8 protein-coding genes and 1 pseudogene are annotated in these 16,981 nt (G+C 71.3%); 6 read left to right on the forward strand and 3 right to left on the reverse strand.

Annotated features, from left to right (window positions below; genetic code table 11):
* Positions 1-779: 779 nt before the first annotated feature.
* The gene (gene hpf / locus UWG_RS0129090) at positions 780-1,475 is read left to right on the forward strand and encodes a ribosome hibernation-promoting factor, HPF/YfiA family (protein ID WP_016910718.1); all 696 of its coding nucleotides are present in this window, start codon (positions 780-782) and stop codon (positions 1,473-1,475) included.
* 147 nt (positions 1,476-1,622) lie between these two features.
* Positions 1,623-2,369 carry a response regulator gene (locus tag UWG_RS0129095; protein WP_016910719.1) on the forward strand — a complete coding sequence of 249 codons (747 nt, stop codon included), beginning with the start codon at positions 1,623-1,625 and terminating at the stop codon, positions 2,367-2,369.
* 368 nt (positions 2,370-2,737) lie between these two features.
* Here UWG_RS0129095 and UWG_RS0129100 read toward each other — a convergent pair whose 3' ends face one another.
* Positions 2,738-3,898, reverse strand: a complete 1,161-nt coding sequence (locus tag UWG_RS0129100; protein WP_016910720.1) for a winged helix-turn-helix domain-containing protein — start codon at positions 3,896-3,898, stop codon at positions 2,738-2,740.
* Between the two features lie 65 nt (positions 3,899-3,963).
* Positions 3,964-4,569 carry a GNAT family N-acetyltransferase gene (locus tag UWG_RS0129105; protein ID WP_016910721.1) on the reverse strand — a complete coding sequence of 202 codons (606 nt, stop codon included), beginning with the start codon at positions 4,567-4,569 and terminating at the stop codon, positions 3,964-3,966.
* 225 nt (positions 4,570-4,794) lie between these two features.
* Between UWG_RS0129105 and secA the strand changes: the two genes are divergently transcribed.
* Positions 4,795-7,617, forward strand: a complete 2,823-nt coding sequence (secA, locus tag UWG_RS0129110; RefSeq protein ID WP_016910722.1) for a preprotein translocase subunit SecA — start codon at positions 4,795-4,797, stop codon at positions 7,615-7,617.
* A gap of 144 nt (positions 7,618-7,761) precedes the next feature.
* Here the strand turns inward: secA and UWG_RS34195 are convergent, their stop codons facing one another.
* A complete protein-coding gene (locus tag UWG_RS34195) occupies positions 7,762-9,528 on the reverse strand; it encodes an Rv3235 family protein (RefSeq protein WP_337459967.1) in 1,767 nt (588 codons plus the stop codon).
* Positions 9,529-9,806: 278 nt separating this feature from the next.
* Between UWG_RS34195 and UWG_RS0129120 the strand changes: the two genes are divergently transcribed.
* The 3 genes and pseudogenes from UWG_RS0129120 to UWG_RS0129130 form a co-directional block, all read left to right on the forward strand.
* Positions 9,807-10,415, forward strand: coding sequence for a DUF6912 family protein (locus tag UWG_RS0129120; protein WP_016910725.1), 609 nt, complete (start codon positions 9,807-9,809; stop codon positions 10,413-10,415).
* A 721-nt stretch (positions 10,416-11,136) separates the two neighbouring features.
* Complete coding sequence (locus UWG_RS0129125) at positions 11,137-16,104, forward strand: NAD-glutamate dehydrogenase (RefSeq protein ID WP_016910726.1); 4,968 nt, start codon at positions 11,137-11,139, stop codon at positions 16,102-16,104.
* Positions 16,105-16,236: 132 nt separating this feature from the next.
* A pseudogene (locus UWG_RS0129130) lies at positions 16,237-16,981 on the forward strand (hypothetical protein); the annotation flags it as partial.

The following is a 16,981-nucleotide window of genomic DNA, read 5'->3' on the forward strand; positions in this document are numbered from 1 at the left end:
CATGGGGTTTTGGCTGGCTGCTGGTGTCGGGAGAGGGGGTTGGGCTCTGTTGGCAGGGGTGGGTCGCGGGTCGGGGTGAGGTCGGTCGTTCGATCGGCTTCTCCGAGGGGGCGACGTGGTGGGAGTCGGGGCGGGACTCCGTGGCGCTCGGGGGTCGTCACGGGGTCTCGGACGGGCGGGGACTTCGGGAGAGGGGGCCGTGGATGCGGGGGCGCGGGCCTCCGTGGGCGAGGGGCGCTGGAGCGCGTGCTGCGGTGGCGGATCGGAGGCTCGGGCGGTTGGAGGCAGACGAGCGGTGCTTTGCCGGATGTCTGCGGGCCTTCGAGGTTCTGGCAGGTGATCGCCGACGTGCTCGGTGCCGTACTCGCGATTGCGGCGTATGTGTGCTCCGGTCCGCTGAGTGACGGGGCTCCGGAGGAGCTGGAGTCGCTCAATCACTCACAGGCACTCGTGCTTTGGCGCCTCTCGCGTCCGGGGAGGAAGCGGCGCCGTGTGGTGCAGGTTCGTACAACAGCGCCGCACGCGTATCGGGGGGCGCCGTTTCGCTCAGCCGTCGGGACGTGGCGTCCACGGAGGTACGCGGCAGTAAGGGGTGCCGACGGGCCTTGCAGAGAGGTACGTTCGGATTGGGTGGCGATCTTCCCTTCGGGGGAGGAGGAGGTGACAGTCGCAAGCCGACCTTGTGCCGGAGTAGCGGCAGGAGGCCGTGCCTCCGGCGTCAGTGCACCAAGGACGCTGCGCCCGTCGAGCGGGCGGAGTGTCCGGGAACGGAGTTCTGCGTGGACATCGTCGTCAAGGGCCGGAAGACCGAAGTGCCCGAGCGGTTCCGCAAGCACGTGGCCGACAAGCTGGACAAGGTCCAGAAGCTCGATGGAAAGGTCATCAACCTCGAAGTCGAGGTGTGCAGGGAGAACAACCCCCGGCAGGCCGACCGTTCCGACAGGGTGGAGATCACCCTGCGCACCAGGGGACCGGTCATCCGTGCGGAGGCCGCGGCCTCAGATCCGTACGCGGCGCTGGACCTGGCGACCAGCAAGCTGGAAGCACAGCTGCGCAAGGAGCACGACAAGCGCCGCAAGCACCGTGAAGGGGGCCGGTCGCCGATGAGCGTCGCCGAGGCGACGGCTCATCTCGCGCCCGAGCTCAACGGCGAACTCGACGCGGCCGTTCAGCAGGCCGCCGAGTCGGACGGGCACGCCCCTTCGGTCACCCACGTGTCGGGGGTGAAAGTGGAGGGCGACGGGCCCCTGGTCGTTCGGGAGAAGACGCACAAGGCCGCACCCATGTCCCTCGATCAGGCGCTCAACGAGATGGAGTTGGTGGGGCACGACTTCTACCTCTTCATCGACTCCGAGACGAAGCAGCCCAGCGTCGTCTACCGGCGTCGCGGTTACGACTACGGGGTGATTCACCTGGAGAACGATCCGCTCGTCGCCGAGGCGCCTCCCGGGGCCGGCGGTGCGCTGGGCGGCTGATACGTCCGTGACGTCCCGTCTGCAGGCGCGCCCCCGGCTCGGCCGTCGGCCCGGTCGGGGGTGCGTGCATGAGTAACATCGTGACCCACACCAACGGGCTTGCCGTGCGCCCGGGTTGGTGCGGCTGAGCCTGTAGGGGGAGTGACGATGGCGGATACCTTCGGTCCCGTGGTCCCGATGCCGGGAACACACCGGGAGTGCCCGGAGGAACCACCGGACGAGCCGGCGGCGAAGGAGCCCATCCGGGTCCTCGTCGTCGACGACCACGAGCTCTTCCGGCGCGGGCTCGAGATCGTCCTTGCGCAGGAGGAGGACATCGAGGTCGTCGGCGAGGCGGGGGACGGCGCCGAGGCCGTGGAGAAGGCCGCCGACCTCCTGCCCGACATCGTGTTGATGGACGTGCGCATGCCGCGCCGAGGCGGGATCGAAGCCTGCACCTCGCTGAAGGAGGTGGCGCCGAGCGCGAAGATCATCATGCTCACCATCAGCGACGAGGAGGCCGACCTCTACGACGCGATCAAGGCCGGAGCCACGGGTTACCTCCTCAAGGAGATCTCCACGGACGAGGTGTCCCTCGCGATCCGTGCGGTCGCCGACGGACAGTCGCAGATCAGCCCGTCCATGGCGGCGAAGTTGCTCACCGAGTTCAAGACGATGATCCAGCGCACCGACGAGAGCAAGCTCGTCCCCGCACCCAGGCTCACCGATCGGGAGCTCGAAGTGCTGAAGCTGGTGGCGACGGGCATGAACAACCGGGACATCGCCAAGGAGCTCTTCATCAGCGAGAACACGGTGAAGAACCACGTGCGCAACATCCTGGAGAAGCTCCAGTTGCACTCCAGGATGGAAGCGGTGGTCTACGCGATGCGGGAGAAGATCCTCGAGATCCGGTGAGGCTCCTCGAACTCCGTTGAGACGGTGGCGAATTGCGCACGTCGGCTCCGCGTCGGCCCGTCAGTCGTTTTCGGCGCCCGTCACCGATGGGTGCTCGTCGACCGTGGCGGCCACTTCACCGTCCCGGCCGCTCATGCCATGGCTGTACGGCAGCGCTCTTCAACTGGGCCTGCTCGCGGGGTGATGCGGCGTTCCGTCATGGCCGGGTCTCGGCCCGGCGCCGAGCACTGGCTGTCGCATGTCCGACCCGGCACGACCAACGCGGCCAGTGCCCGGCGACTGAGTCAGCAAGCCAGTGTTCGGCGCCCGCCACCCGTGCACCGCGCGAGCAGAAGGACGCACACCGCGCGCCTCCCACCGGGGCCCGGTCAGGCCAACTCCGCCTCCAGCGGCGCCCGAACCGCCTCGGGGGAGCACTTCTCGACGCGCACCCCGTCGCAGCCGACCCAGCCGGCCGCCTCCCGCAGCGCCTCCGCCAGGCGCGGCACCTCCCGCGGGGTCCGCAGCGACAGTTGCCGGGCGACGAGGGTGCTCCCCTCCCTGGCCGGGTCGACGCGGCCCACGAGGCGCCCGCCGGCCAGCAGCGGCATGGTGAAGTACCCGTGCACCCTCTTCCCCCGGGGGACGTACGCCTCCAGTCGGTGGGTGAAGTCGAAGATCCGCTCGGTGCGTTTGCGGTCCCAGATCAGTGAGTCGAAGGGGGAGAGCAAGGTGGTGCGGTGCCGCCCTCGCGGGGGGAGGGCCAGCGCGGAGGGGTCGGCGTACGCGGGACGGTCCCAGCCGGACACTTCGACGGGGACGAGGCCGCTCTCCGGGAGTGCGGCATCGACCTGGACGCCTTTGAGGCGGTGGTAGTCGGCGAGATCGGCGCGGGTCGCGACGCCGAGCGCGGCGCCTGCCTGGGCGACCAGACGGCGGATGCAGGCGGCGTCGTCGAGGTCGTCGTGGAAGAGGTCGGCGGGGACGGCGCGTTCGGCGAGGTCGTAGACGCGCTTCCAGCCGGTGCGTCGGGTGCAGACCACTTCGCCGGTGTCGAGGAGCCACTCGACCGCGATCTTGGTCTCGGTCCAGTCCCACCACTCGCCGCCTGCCCGGCCGCCTCCGAGGTCGGCCGTGGTGAGCGGGCCTTCGGCGGTGAGGCGTTTGCGGACGAGGGCGGTGGAGGCGTCCCGATCGCTCAACCGGTGCCAGCGGTGGCCGCGTTCACGGAAGGCCCGCCGGCGGAAGGCGAAGAGGGGCCACTCCTCGATCGGCAGGACGCACGCGGCGTGCGACCAGTACTCGAAGCTGCGGTCGCCGTGCCAGTAGGCGTCCTCGACGGCTTCTCTGCCGACCGCGCCGAGCCGCGCATAGGGAACGAGCTCATGGGTTCGGGCGAGAACCGAAATGGTGTCCAACTGGACGGCTCCGAGGCTGCGCAGCACTCCGCGCACCCCGGAACGGCGGTCGGGGGCGCCGAGCAGTCCCTGCGCGCGGAGCGCGATGCGTCGGGCCTCGTCGGCGGTGAGGGTCAGCTCCGGTCGAGTCATGGGCGCAAGGCTAAGTGCCGCCACCGACATCGCGGTTGGCCCGGTGGCGGGCAGGCCCGGCTGCCTCACTCGGGCGCGGGCGCCGGCAGGTACGGCGTCGTCTGCGGGAGTTCGAGGTCGGACGGGAGGAGGGCGCCCGTCCACGCGTCGCGGCGGATGCCACGGTGGACGATCCTCGCCCGCTGCACGCCCTCCATCCGGAACCCGAGCTTCAGCGCCACCGCGCGCGACGCCTCGTTGCCGACCTCGGCGACCCACTCCAGCCGTTCGACGCCGAGCCCGCCGAACGCCCAGTCCACGAGGGCCCTGGAGGCTTCGGTGACGTACCCGTTGCCGCGGTGCGGTGCCGCGGTCCAGAAGCCGAGCTCCGCGACGCGGTGGGGAGCCGCGAGCTGGACGAGGTTCACCAGCCCCGTGCAGGCGACCAGCGGCCCCTCCGCGCCCTGCGGACCGCGCAGAAAGACACCGAAGTTGTACCGTCGGTCCTCGCGCCACCCCTGTGTGCTCTCGACCGTGACGAACTCCTCGGCGTCACGCAGCGTGTAGGGCGAAGGGACGGGAAGCCAGCGTGCGATGTGGGGATCGTCGCACGCGGCCCTCACGGACTCGGCGTCCTGGATACGGAGCGCACGCAGCCGGAGGCGCACGGTGTCGAGGGTGATCGGTTCCATGCGCAGATTGTGCGTTGCCGAACACCGTGTGCGGAGCCGGGTGTACGGCACCTTCGGGGGCTCCGGCACGTTGGGGGTACAGGGGCAGACGTCCCTCGCATACGATGGCCGGTGCGGTATTGGCACGGCAGACTGCCCCCGCCCCTTTCCGGGGCCGCGGAGACGGTCTGCGGGCCGTGCCGCGCACCGACCGTGCCAGGCCCGACCGGCAAGGAGCCACCCTAAGTGTCCGTCTTCGGCAAGCTCATGCGTGCAGGTGAAGGGAAGATCCTGCGCAAGCTGGACCGCGTCGCGCGGCAGGTGAATTCCATCGAAGAGGACTTCGTCGACTTGCCGGACGCAGAGCTCCGAGCCCTCACCGCCGAGTACAAGGAGCGTTACGCCAACGGCGAAAGCCTCGACGACCTCATGCCGGAGGCGTTCGCCACGGTCCGCGAGGCGGCGAAGCGCGTCCTCGGTGAGCGCCACTACGACGTGCAGTTGATGGGTGGCGCCGCGCTCCACCTCGGCTACGTCGCGGAGATGAAGACAGGTGAGGGCAAGACCCTCGTCGGCACCCTGCCCGCCTACCTCAACGCCCTCTCGGGCGACGGCGTCCACATCATCACGGTCAACGACTACCTCGCGCAGCGCGACTCCGAGTGGATGGGCCGCGTCCACCGCTTCCTCGGCCTCAGCGTCGGCTGCATCGTCGCCAACATGACGCCGCAGCAGCGCCGCGAGCAGTACAACTGCGACATCACCTACGGCACCAACAACGAGTTCGGGTTCGACTACCTCCGCGACAACATGGCGTGGTCGAAGGACGAACTCGTGCAGCGCGGCCACAACTTCGCCATCGTCGACGAGGTCGACTCGATCCTGGTCGACGAGGCCCGCACCCCGCTGATCATTTCCGGCCCCGCCGACCAGGCCACCAAGTGGTACAGCGACTTCGCCAAGCTGGTGAAGCGCCTCGACAAGGGCGAGCCGGGCGACCCGCGTACCCAGAAGCCGGAGACGGGCGACTACGAGGTCGACGAGAAAAAGCGCACCGTCGCCATCCACGAGGCGGGCGTCAGCAAGGTCGAGGACTGGCTCGGCATCGACAACCTCTACGAGTCGGTGAACACCCCGCTCGTCGGCTACCTCAACAACGCCATCAAGGCCAAGGAGCTCTACAAGAACGACAAGGACTACGTCGTCATGGACGGCGAAGTCATGATCGTCGACGAGCACACGGGCCGCATCCTCGCCGGACGCCGCTACAACGAGGGCATGCACCAGGCGATCGAGGCGAAGGAGGGTGTGGAGATCAAGGACGAGAACCAGACACTCGCCACGATCACCCTCCAGAACTTCTTCCGCCTCTACAACAAGCTCTCCGGCATGACGGGTACGGCGATGACGGAGGCCGCCGAGTTCCACCAGATCTACAAGCTCGGCGTCGTACCGATCCCGACCAACAGGCCGCTCGTCCGCGCCGACCAGGCCGACCTCATCTACCGCACCGAGGTCGCCAAGTTCGACGCCGTCGTCGACGACATCGCGGAGAAGCACGAGAAGGGGCAGCCGATCCTCGTCGGCACCACCTCGGTGGAGAAGTCCGAGTACCTCTCCAAGCAGCTCAACAAGCGCGGTGTCCGCCACCAGGTCCTCAACGCGAAGAACCACGAGCGCGAGGCGGCGATCGTCGCGGAGGCCGGCCGGAAGGGCTCGGTCACGGTGGCGACGAACATGGCGGGCCGCGGTACCGACATCAAGCTCGGCGGCAACGCCGAGGGCCTCGCCGAGAACGCTCTCCGCGAACGCGGCCTCGACCCGGTCGAGGACGCCGAGGAATGGTCGCAGTCCCTGCCCGGCGCGCTGGAGGAGGCCGAGCAGTCGGTGAAGGACGCGGTGGAGGAGGTCCGCGAACTCGGCGGCCTCTACGTCCTGGGCACCGAGCGCCACGAGTCCCGCCGCATCGACAACCAGCTCCGCGGCCGTTCCGGCCGTCAGGGGGACCCGGGCGAGTCCCGCTTCTACCTCTCCCTCGGTGACGACCTGATGCGCCTCTTCAAGGCCCAGATGGTCGAGCGTGTGATGGCGATGGCGAACGTCCCCGACGACGTCCCGATCGAGGCCAAGATGGTCACCCGCGCCATCGCGTCGGCGCAGTCGCAGGTGGAGCAGCAGAACTTCGAGATCCGCAAGAACGTCCTCAAGTACGACGAGGTCCTCAACCGTCAGCGCGAGGTCATCTACGGCGAGCGGCGCCGCGTCCTGGAAGGCGAGGACCTCGAACAGCAGGTCCACCACTTCATGGACGACACCATCGAGGCGTACGTCAAGGCCGAGACGGTCGAGGGCTTCGCCGAGGAGTGGGACCTCGACCGCCTCTGGAGCGCCTTCAAGCAGCTCTACCCGGTGAAGGTCACCATCGAGGACCTGGAGGAGGCCGCCGGCGATCGCGAGGGCATCACCTCGGACTTCATCGTCGACGCCATCACCGAGGACATCCACGAGCAGTACGAGGCCCGTGAGAAGGAGCTCGGCTCGGAGATCATGCGCGAGCTGGAGCGCCGCGTCGTCCTCTCCGTCCTGGACCGCAAGTGGCGCGAGCACCTCTACGAGATGGACTACCTCCAGGAGGGCATCGGGCTGCGCGCGATGGCCCAGAAGGACCCCCTCGTCGAGTACCAGCGCGAGGGCTACGACATGTTCCAGGCGATGATGGACGGCATCAAGGAGGAGTCCGTCGGCTACCTGTTCAACCTGGAGGTGCAGGTGGAGCAGCAGGTCGAGGAGGTCCCCGTGGAGGAGGCCGAGCCGGACGAGGAGGCCCCTTCGCTGGAGAAGCAGCAGGACGCCGTGCCGGCGGGCGCGGGCGCCGGTCCGGCGATCCGCGCCAAGGGCCTCGACGCCCCGCAGCGGCCGGACCGTATGCGCTTCTCCGCTCCCACTGCCGAGGGCGGCGTCGTCGAGGGCGATCTCCAGCAGGAGGACACGCCGGTCCGTTCCGAGTCGGACGGTTTGACGCGCGCCGAGCGCCGCAAGGCGCAGAAGGGCAAGCGCCGGAAGAAGTGAGGCCGGGCTGCGCGGAGTTGGCGTAGCCGGAGTACTCGGGACGGGCCCGGGGCTGTCGTGGAGCGGCAGCCCCGGGCCCGTTTCGCGCGGTCGGGGCGCGCGGTGCCGGGGGTCTGGGGAGTGGGCCGGTACCGGGCGCAGGTGTCAGTCGGGCATCAGGGCAGGGTCCAACTCCAGTGCCGTGCACTGCCACTTGCGGCTGCGTCCCAGCTCCAGCCGGAAGGCCATCGCCCGCTGCCTGCCTTCGACGTCGAGCCGTGCGAACGCTTCGATCACACCGTCGACCGGCTGTGAGCCCCGGGCGTCGAGGAGCAGGGGCTGCCTCTCCTCTCCGCCGGGTGCCGGAGCGAGGGGCGCGAGCCGTGCCAGCTCGACGAGGCGCTCGTAGCAGTCGCCGTGCACATGGCCGAGGAGGGAGTGGACGGGCGCCTGCGCGCCGAGCACGCGGACCAGTCGGACGGCGAACCAGTGCGGCGGCCGACGGTCACGGACCTGCCCGGCGGCGGCGCGGAGCGCGACGCCGTCGGGGCGGCGCCCGTCCGGCCGTCCGGCGGGGCGGGCGGAGGGCGACGATCCGGCGCCGTCGTGGCGCGGGGCGGCGGTGCGTACGTGCCCGGTGCGGTGCCGGTGCTCGGCGCGAGGCGTCGCACGCCGGGCGGGGTGCGACGCCTCGGCAGGGCACCCGCGAGGCGAACTCCGCCGACAGGCGGGTGAGTTCGCGGGGGCGGCCTCCTCGGGAGAAGTGTGCGCGGTCTCGCTCGTCGGCGACGGGCGTGCGGTCGCCTCATCGGACTGTTGGTCGGTTGCCGAGGACGAAGTTCCGGTCGGTGCCGCTCGCCGCCGGGCGGTCGCGGGCGGTTGCTGGTGGGCAGGCGTGGTGTGTTGCTCGCCCGTTGCGGAGCCGGGGCGTGTGCGCGTCTCGGGCTGCCGGGTTGCCGTGGGCGGGTGTTGGTCGGTCGGCATCGCTTGTCCCCTGTGGGCCGGGTGTCGGGTGGTGTGTGCGGGGTGCTGCCGGCTCGCGGCCGTGGGGGTGCCGGCGTGGTCGCCTGAGGGGGCCTCCGCACGCGTTGGGGAGGGGCCGTCGGTCTGTTGGCCGGTCGGCATCGTCGGTCCCCTGCCGGCCGGTGGTGGGCCGGCCTGCGGCGCACCTTGCTGCCGGGTGCCGGGTTTCCGCGCTCGCCGGGCTTTCGGGGACGGGTGCGGAGCCGCCGTGTGCCGGTCGTCCTCGGGGTCTTCGCCGTCCGTGCCGAGAAGCGTCGGTCGCTCACGGACGGGATCGAGCCGGTCGGTGTCGGCGCCGCTCGGGCGCTCGGCCTCCGTGGTTGCGGAAGGACGGGGCGCCGCCGTCTTCGCGGTGCTTCGTCCACGGCGATCGGTGGGCGCCGCTGGGGAGTCGGCGGGTGTCCTTCCGGAAACGGGTGCGGTGCTTCCGGCGGTCGCCGCACGAGGCGGGGCCGACGGCGCCGGCTGCGGTGCGGCGGCGGCGTCGTCCGGCAGGCGGGCCGCCGCCCGGCGTCCCGTCCCGGCGCCCGGTTCCCCCGCGGAACCGGGCCGCCGTGGACGTACGGAAGAGGTGTCGGCCGGCCCGCAAGAGGGCCGGGGAGGGACGCCGGGTTCGTGCGGACGGCCGGGTGGTACCGGTGAGGCGTCGGGCACGGGCGGGGCCCTGTGCTCCGAGCCGGGCTCTGTGGTGATGGTGCTGATCCCCCTTGCGTGTGGCGTGCCGCACGGCGGCACGGCGTGGTCCCAACCTCGGTGGACGGGCGGCGAGTTGGTGGGCGGCCCGAGTGCGCGCCCGGTACGGGATGCGCCTTGTCCTCGGCGGCGGCCGCTCTCGCCGTCCCGCCGGTGCGGAGCCTGCGCGCGCGGCGCGCTCCGTCTTCCCCCGCCCCCGTGGGCGCCTGATGTCATCGGCGCAGTCAAAGAATCCCCCGATTCTCTCCAGCGCGGGGCAAAGCCCGCGCTGCACTCGGCATGGTTCTATCCACGGGGCAGGGGACCCGCAACGCGTCTCCCGCCGGGTCCGGTACGCGACGCGGAGTCACCCCGCGGCGTGACGCGCTGCCGCCAGGTTGCCGTCACGCCCTGCGGACCAGCGACTTCGGGCACGGTCGGCCGCCGACGGCAGTGTGCCGGGCGGCCGTATGCTGGCCCGGGCCCTCACTCGGCGACACACGAAAGCGGCACTCATGCGCGTCTACCTCCCTCTGACCCTCCCCGCCCTGGCGGCGGCGTACGGCGCAGGCGAGCTGGCCCCGGCGCCCCTCGACGCCTACGCGGTGACGCCGGCCCTGCGTGCCTGGCTCGGCGAGGACACCGTCGGCGCAGCAACGGGCACGGCGGACGCCAACTCCCGTACGTCCGTGGGCAAACAGGGCAAGAAGCCGCCGAAGGGCGCCGAGGCCGCACGCGAGGAGGAGCTGGAGTACGAGGCGCTCACGGCGGCCGCCCGCGCCTCCGTCGGCCTGCTCGCGGAGGATGCCTCGGCGCGTCCCGTGCGCGTGGTGGTCGCGGCCGAGGTGCCGGACTCCGCCGTCGAGCCGGTGGAAGCCGGCCCGGAGGCAGATCCGGCGGAGACGGCCGGCCTCGTGAAGCTCCGCGGGACGGTACCGCTCACCAAGATCGCGGCGGTCCACGCCGACGCCGAGGAGGCGACCGAGGCGGTGGCGGCAGCGGCGACGGCATGGCGGGCGGCGGACGGCCGCGGTGACGCGTCGTTCCCGCCGGCCCTCGAGGAGGTCGAGGACCACGAACTCCTCTGGTACGCGACGCAGGAGATCCCCGACCTGCTCTCCTGACGCCGGGCGGCCCGACCGCGTTCGGGGGCGCCGCAGGTCCGCGCCGCGCTCCGCTCCGGACGAGGCTCGCGTTCGCGGCCCGTCCGCTCCGGACGACGAGCCGCACTGCCCGGGGCGCGTGCTCGGCCGCGTCCCGTGCGCCGTCGCGCAAGGCGCGAGCGCCGGGAGGCAGTTGCTCGCGTGCTCAACTACACACCGTACACGGTCGTTTCCGAGAAACGAGCCCGCCGGCGAGTGCCGCGGAGGCGGTCCGGCGGGGTGCTCAACCGCGCTCCGTCTCCCCGACCCAACTCGCCTCCGTGCCGCAGGCATCCGTTCGTGAGGGCGTACCTCGCCTCATCGCGGCGTTGACCCGCGGCGAGCGCCGCGGGTGAACTCGGCGTGCGGGGTGTCGGGAGCACTCCGGGGCGACGCCGACCCGGCGTGCGGTTTTACGACGGCTGCCCGGTCGTCGTCGGTTGCACTCGGTGGCAGTGGTTTTGTACACATTCCCCTCACCGTGACGCACCCCCCGTCCATAGGGATAACCTGGCTGCATGATCAGCGCGATAGCCGATGCGGGCGAGCGTTCCCTCATCGGGCCTTCACAGGGCGAGGACGCCCGGGAGGCCGCTGACCGCACCTCGCGGTACGGTGCCGGCAGCGGGGCGGAGCTCCTGCGCCGTGACGCCGTACCTTCACACCGACGTCACGCAATGGCGCGCGACAGGAGCCAGAAGACATGCAGACCAAGCTGGACGAAGTCAAGGCCGAGCGGCTCTCGGAGGCCGCGCGGGTAGCCGAGCAGAGCCCCGTCGGAGGGAACCTCTCCTTGCAGGGGCTCGAAGACGGCGCCCTCGATGCCTACCTCCAGCGGTACTACCTGCACACCGCCCCCGAGGACCTCTCCGACCGCGACCCCGTCGACATCCTGGGTGCCGCGCTCGCGCACTACCGCCTCGCGCAGGAGCGCCCGCAGGGAACCGCCAACGTCCGCGTCCACTCCCCGTCCGTCGAGGAGAACGGCTGGTCCTGCACGCACACCGTCGTCGAGGTCGTCACCGACGACATGCCCTTCCTCGTCGACTCGGTGACCAACGAGCTCTCCCGGCTGGGCCGCGGTATCCACGCGGTGGTCCATCCGCAGTTCCTCGTGCGGCGCGGAGTCGACGGCAGCCTGCGCGAGTTGGTCACCCAGGGGCGCGACGAGGCGCTCGCCGCCTCCCGCCACGCGCCGGAGGAGCTGCCGCACGACGCGGTCACCGAGTCCTGGATCCACGTCGAGATCGACCGGGAGACCGCGCGCGACGACCTCAAGGGCATCGCCGCCCACCTGCAGCGCATCCTCTCCGACGTCCGCGAGGCCGTGGAGGACTGGCAGAAGATGCGCAGCACCGCGTTGCGCATCGCCGCCGAGCTGCCCTCCGAGCCGATCGCCGACGACGTGCCGGGACAGGAGGTCGACGAGGCGAGGGAGCTGCTGCGCTGGCTCGCCGACGACCACTTCACCTTCCTCGGCTACCGCGAGTACCGCCTCGACGAGGAGCCGGCCGAAGCGGGCGCCGCGCACCCCGAGTTGGCGCTGAGCGCGCTCCCGGGCACAGGACTCGGCATCCTGCGCGCCGACCCGAAGCACACCGAGGACGAAGGGCACTCCCCGTCGTTCAACCGCCTCCCCGCGGACGCCCGCGCGAAGGCGCGCGAGCACCGGATGCTCGTCCTCACCAAGGCCAACAGCCGGGCGACGGTGCACCGTTCGTCGTACCTCGACTACATCGGCGTGAAGAAGTACGACGAGCAGGGCCGGGTCGTCGGCGAGCGCCGCTTCCTCGGGCTCTTCTCCTCGGCCGCGTACACCGAGTCCGTCCGCCGGGTGCCGGTGATCCGGCGCAAGGTCGCGGAGGTGCTGGAGGGCGCGGGCTTCGCGCCCGACGGGCACGCGGGCCGCGACCTCCTCCAGATCCTGGAGACCTACCCGCGCGACGAGCTCTTCCAGACCCCGGTCGAGCAGCTCAGGAACTTCGCCACGTCCGTGCTCTACCTCCAGGAGCGCCGACGCCTCCGGCTCTACCTGCGGCAGGACGAGTACGGCCGCTACTACTCGGCCCTCGTCTACCTCCCCAGGGACCGCTACACCACCGCGGTCCGGCTGCGCCTCACCGACATCCTCACCGAGGAACTCGGCGGCACCAGCGTCGACTTCACCGCGTGGAACACCGAATCCGTGCTCTCCCGGCTGCACTTCGTGATCCGCGTCGAGCCGGGCGCCGAGCTGCCCGTCCTCACCGACGCCGAGCGGGACCGGATCGAGGCGCGGCTCGCCGAGGCGACCCGCTCGTGGGCGGACGGCTTCGCCGAGGCGCTCGTCTCCGAGTGCGGGGAGGAGCGCGCGGCCGAGCTGAACCACAAGTACGGGCAGGCGTTCCCCGAGGGGTACAAGGCGGACTTCCCGCCGCGCGCCGCCGTCGCCGATCTCCAGCACATCGAGCAGCTCGCGCGCCGTGGCGACGAGGGGTTCGCGCTGAGCCTCTACGAGCCGGTCGGCGCGGCTGCGGGCGAGCGCAGGTTCAAGATCTACCGCATCGGCGAGCCGGTCTCGCTCTCCGCGGTGCTGCCGGTCCTCCAGGCGATGGGCGTCGAGGTCGTCGACGAGCGCCCGTACGAACTGCGGTGCAGCGACCGCTCGACGGGCTGGATCTACGACTTCGGCCTGCGGATGCCCTCCGCCCGCGTGCAGGACCTCGACGAGGAGACCCGCGAGCGCTTCCAGGACGCCTTCTCCGCGGTCTGGACGGGCCGTGCCGAGAACGACGGCCTCAACTCCCTGGTGCTCTCCGCCGGGTTGACATGGCGGCAGGCGATGGTGCTGCGCGCGTACGCCAAGTACCTCCGCCAGGCCGGCGCCACGTTCAGCCAGGCGTACATGGAGGACACGCTGCGGCGGAACGTGCACACGACCCGCCTCCTCGTCAGCCTCTTCCAGGCGCGCCTCGACCCGGGCCGCGCCTCGGCGGGGCTGGAGCTGATCGACGGCCTGCTGGAGGAACTCAACGGCGCGCTCGACCAGGTCGCGAGCCTCGACGAGGACCGCATCCTGCGCTCCTTCCTCACCGTCATCAACGCCACCCTGCGCACCAGCTACTTCCAGACGGACGAGCAGGGCGCTCCGCGTACCTACGTCGCGATGAAGCTCGACCCGCAGGCGATCCCCGACCTGCCGGCGCCGCGCCCGGCGTACGAGGTGTGGGTGTACTCGCCGCGGGTGGAGGGCGTGCACCTGCGGTTCGGGAAGGTGGCGCGTGGCGGGCTGCGCTGGTCCGACCGCCGCGAGGACTTCCGTACGGAGATCCTCGGGCTCGTCAAGGCGCAGGAGGTGAAGAACACCGTCATCGTGCCGGTCGGCGCGAAGGGCGGCTTCGTCGGCAAGCGGCTCCCCGATCCCTCCCAGGACCGGGACGCTTGGCAGGCCGAGGGCATCGCCTGCTACAAGACGTTCATCTCGGGGCTCCTCGACATCACGGACAACCTCGTCGGCGGCGAGGTCGTCCACCCCGAGCAGGTCGTGCGGCACGACGGCGACGACACCTACCTCGTCGTCGCCGCCGACAAGGGCACCGCGACCTTCTCCGACATCGCCAACCAGGTCGCCGAGGAGTACGGCTTCTGGCTCGGCGACGCCTTCGCCTCGGGCGGCTCCGCCGGGTACGACCACAAGGGCATGGGCATCACGGCGAAGGGCGCCTGGGAGTCGGTGAAGCGACACTTCCGGGAGCTCGGGCACGACACCCAGACCGAGGACTTCACGGTCGTCGGCGTCGGCGACATGTCGGGCGACGTCTTCGGCAACGGCATGCTCCTCTCCGAGCACATCCGCCTCGTCGCCGCCTTCGACCACCGGCACATCTTCGTCGACCCGGACCCGGACGCGGCGAGCTCCTACGCCGAGCGCCGCCGCCTCTTCGAGATGCCCCGCTCCTCCTGGGCCGAGTACGACACCGCGCTCCTCTCGCAGGGCGGCGGCGTCTTCCCGCGGAGCGCCAAGTCGATCCCGATCACCCCGCAGATGCGGACGGCGCTCGGCATCGAGCAGGGCGTCGCAAAGCTGACGCCGGCCGAGCTGATCAAGTCGGTCCTCAGCGCCCCCGTCGACCTGCTGTGGAACGGCGGCATCGGCACCTACGTCAAGGCGTCGACGGAGTCGCACGCGGACGTCGGCGACAAGGCCAACGACGCGATCCGCGTCGACGGGCAGGACCTCCGCGCTCAGGTCGTCGGAGAGGGCGGCAACCTCGGCTGCACCCAGCTCGGGCGGATCGAGTTCGCGCGCGGCGGCGGCAGGATCAACACGGACGCGATCGACAACAGCGCGGGCGTCGACACCTCCGACCACGAGGTGAACATCAAGATCCTGCTCAACTCCGTGGTCCGCGACGGCGATCTCACCGTCAAGCAGCGCAACACCCTGCTCGCCGAGATGACGGACGAGGTCGGGCGCCTCGTGCTGCGCAACAACTACGCGCAGAACTCGGCCCTCGCCAACTCCTCGGAGCAGGCTCCGAGCCTCCTCCAGGCGAACCAGCGGCACATGCGCAGGCTCGTCAAGGAGGGGAAGCTCGACCGCCAGCTCGAGTTCCTCCCCACCGACCGGCAGATCCGCGAGCGCCTCGCCAACGGCCAGGGGCTCACGCAGCCGGAGCTCGCCGTGATGCTGGCGTACACCAAGATCACGCTCACCGACGAGCTCCTCGGCACCGACCTGCCGGACGACCACTTCCTCCAGCAACTGCTCCACGCGTACTTCCCCGGCGCGCTCCGCGAGCGGTTCCCCGAGCAGATCGAGGCGCACGCGCTGCGCCGCGAGATCGTCACCACCCTTCTCGTCAACGACACCGTCAACACGGGCGGTTCGACGCTGCTCCATCGGATGAAGGAGGAGTCGGGCGCCTCGACGGAGGAGATCGTCCGCGCCCACACGGCGGCCCGCGCCATCTTCGGGCTCGGCCGCATCTGGGACGAGGCGGAGTCCCTCGACAACGAGGTGGCGGCCGAGGTGCTCACCGGCATCCGCCTGCGGTCGCGCCAGCTCGTGGAGCGCGCCACCAGGTGGCTGCTGAACAACCGTCCGCAGCCGCTGATGCTCGCCGACACGATCGAGGTCTTCTCCGAGGGCGTCGAGACGGTCTGGTCGCACCTCCCGAAGCTCCTCAAGGGCGACGAGCTCAAGTACCACCAGAAGGTGTACGACCAGCTCTCGACCGCCGGCGTCCCCGGCGAACTCGCGCTGCGCGTCGCCGGCTTCTCGGCCGCGTTCCCCGGGCTCGACGTCGTCGCCGTGGCGGGCCGCTCGGGCCGCGAGCTGCTCGATGTCGCGGAGGTCTACTACGACCTCGCCGACCGGCTCGGCATCACCCAGCTCCAGCGCCGCGTCAGCGAGCTGCCGCGGGCCGACCGCTGGCAGTCGATGGCCCGCGCCGCGATCCGCGAGGACCTCTACGCGGCGCACCAGCTCCTCACCGCCGACGTCCTCGCCGCCGGCGACCTCGCAGCGACCCCGGCCGAGCTCTACGACGCGTGGGAGGAGAAGAACCGCTCCGTGCTCGTGCGGGCCCGGGGAACGCTCGACGAGATCCAGGCGTCCGAGACCTTCGACCTCGCCAACCTCTCCGTCGCCATGCGGACGATGCGCACCCTGCTCCGCAGCAACCGCTGACACCGCACCACCCGCAGGAGGGGCGTCCCGACAAGGGGCGCCCCTCCTGCGTTTCCGCCCCGATCGGCGCAACGGCGCGCGCCCCGGCGTAGGTACCCGCCTAGCGTGGACACGGGCAGGAGAGGTGGTGCCATGACGTCGAAGATCCTGGCGGCGCTTGCCCCCGGCGGGGACCCCCGCGAGGAGAGCCGCGACGAGCGTCCCCTCCGGCTCCGCGCCTACCTGCTGCTCTGGCCGACGCTGCTGCTCGCCGCGTACGTCGTCCAGACGCTCGGCGTCCTCACCGCGCAGCTCTGGGCGGTGGCAGTGGGCGCGGCGCTCGCCGTGCTCCTGGACGTGGTACCGCGCGACGGCGCGGGCCTCCTCGCGCACCGGCTCGCCGGCGCCCAGCTCACGCCGCCCGTACGGCAGTTGCTCATGGAGGCCCTCCTCGTCGGCGGCCTGGCACGCCTCGGCGCGCTCCACGGGTGGTGGGCGGGCGTCCTGCTCGTGGCGCTGCTCGGCTGCTGGGGAGGGCACTTCCTCTGCCAGGTCGTCGCCGGCATGGTGCGGCGAAGACGCCGCCTGCCCGTCGTCACCCGCAACATCGACACCTCGGCGCTCCGCCTCACCCCGGCGCCTCCGCGGCTCCTCGCGCACGGTGGCGGGGTGCGGCTCCGCGCCGTCGGCCTCCTCGTCCTCGTCGGGTGCCTGGCGACCGCGTGGACGCGGGACCCGCGCTGGGGCGCGCTCGCGGCGGGCGTGTGCTGCGTGCTCGTCCTCGCCGGCGCCGTTTACCTCGCGCTCTGGCTGCTGCCGGGGCGGCGGACGGTCGGGGAGGCGGCCGTCCTGGAGTGGTTGGATGCGTGGTTGGGGGAGTATCGGCCGACGGTGGGGA

The sequence above is a fragment of the Streptomyces xiaopingdaonensis genome (assembly GCF_000262345.1).
Lineage (GTDB): Bacteria > Actinomycetota > Actinomycetes > Streptomycetales > Streptomycetaceae > Streptomyces > Streptomyces xiaopingdaonensis.

Coding starts and splice junctions, on each gene's coding strand:
- UWG_RS0129095 (WP_016910719.1), top strand. CDS start 1,623: ATGGCGGATACCTTCGGTCCCGTGGTCCCGATGCCGGGAACACACCGG.
- UWG_RS0129100 (WP_016910720.1), bottom strand. CDS start 3,898: ATGACTCGACCGGAGCTGACCCTCACCGCCGACGAGGCCCGACGCATC.
- UWG_RS0129105 (WP_016910721.1), bottom strand. CDS start 4,569: ATGGAACCGATCACCCTCGACACCGTGCGCCTCCGGCTGCGTGCGCTC.
- UWG_RS34195 (WP_337459967.1), bottom strand. CDS start 9,528: ATGACATCAGGCGCCCACGGGGGCGGGGGAAGACGGAGCGCGCCGCGC.
- UWG_RS0129120 (WP_016910725.1), top strand. CDS start 9,807: ATGCGCGTCTACCTCCCTCTGACCCTCCCCGCCCTGGCGGCGGCGTAC.
- UWG_RS0129125 (WP_016910726.1), top strand. CDS start 11,137: ATGCAGACCAAGCTGGACGAAGTCAAGGCCGAGCGGCTCTCGGAGGCC.